This window comes from Flammeovirga agarivorans (assembly GCF_012641475.1).
GTDB classification, from domain to species: domain Bacteria; phylum Bacteroidota; class Bacteroidia; order Cytophagales; family Flammeovirgaceae; genus Flammeovirga; species Flammeovirga agarivorans.
This window is the reverse complement of record NZ_JABAIL010000123.1, coordinates 1-567: the sequence shown is the minus strand read 5'-3', so window position 1 is coordinate 567 and position 567 is coordinate 1. Positions and strand designations below refer to the sequence as shown.

Here is a 567-nt window from a genome sequence, read left to right as displayed (position 1 = left end):
CGTAGCATTCGGCAATGCGCGACAGCCCCGGGACGTACTGGCGCAGCTCGTCCGGCCCGAGGGCGCAGTTCAGACCAAACGATAAGGCTTCGGCGTGACGCAGCGAGTTATAAAAGGCTTCGGTGGTCTGTCCGGAAAGCGTGCGGCCAGAGGCATCGGTAATGGTCCCGGAGATCATCAGCGGCAGGTCAACGCCTAACGCCTCCAGCTCCTCTTTCACCGCATATATAGCCGCTTTAGCGTTCAGAGTATCAAACACCGTTTCAATCAGGATCAGATCCACGCCACCTTCCACCAGCGCCCGGGTGGATTCGCGATAGGCGGCCACCAGCTGGTCAAAGGTAATATTACGGAACGCCGGATCGTTCACATCAGGCGAGATAGAGGCGGTGCGGTTGGTCGGGCCAAGCACGCCCGCGACATAGCGCGGTTTTTCCGGCGTGCGGGCCGTCCAGGCGTCGGCGCTGGCGCGGGCCAGCTTCGCCGCGGCAAAGTTGATCTCGGCCGACAGGGATTCCATCTGGTAATCCGCCATCGCGATGGTCGTCGAGTTAAAGGTGTTGGTCT

General features: G+C 60.8%; 1 protein-coding gene. It reads right to left on the bottom strand.

Features of this window, described 5'->3' with window-relative positions; translation table 11 throughout:
- Positions 1-567, bottom strand: a 567-nt coding sequence (locus HGP29_RS28550; protein WP_211093481.1) for a homocysteine S-methyltransferase family protein, incomplete at both ends; no start/stop codon positions are given.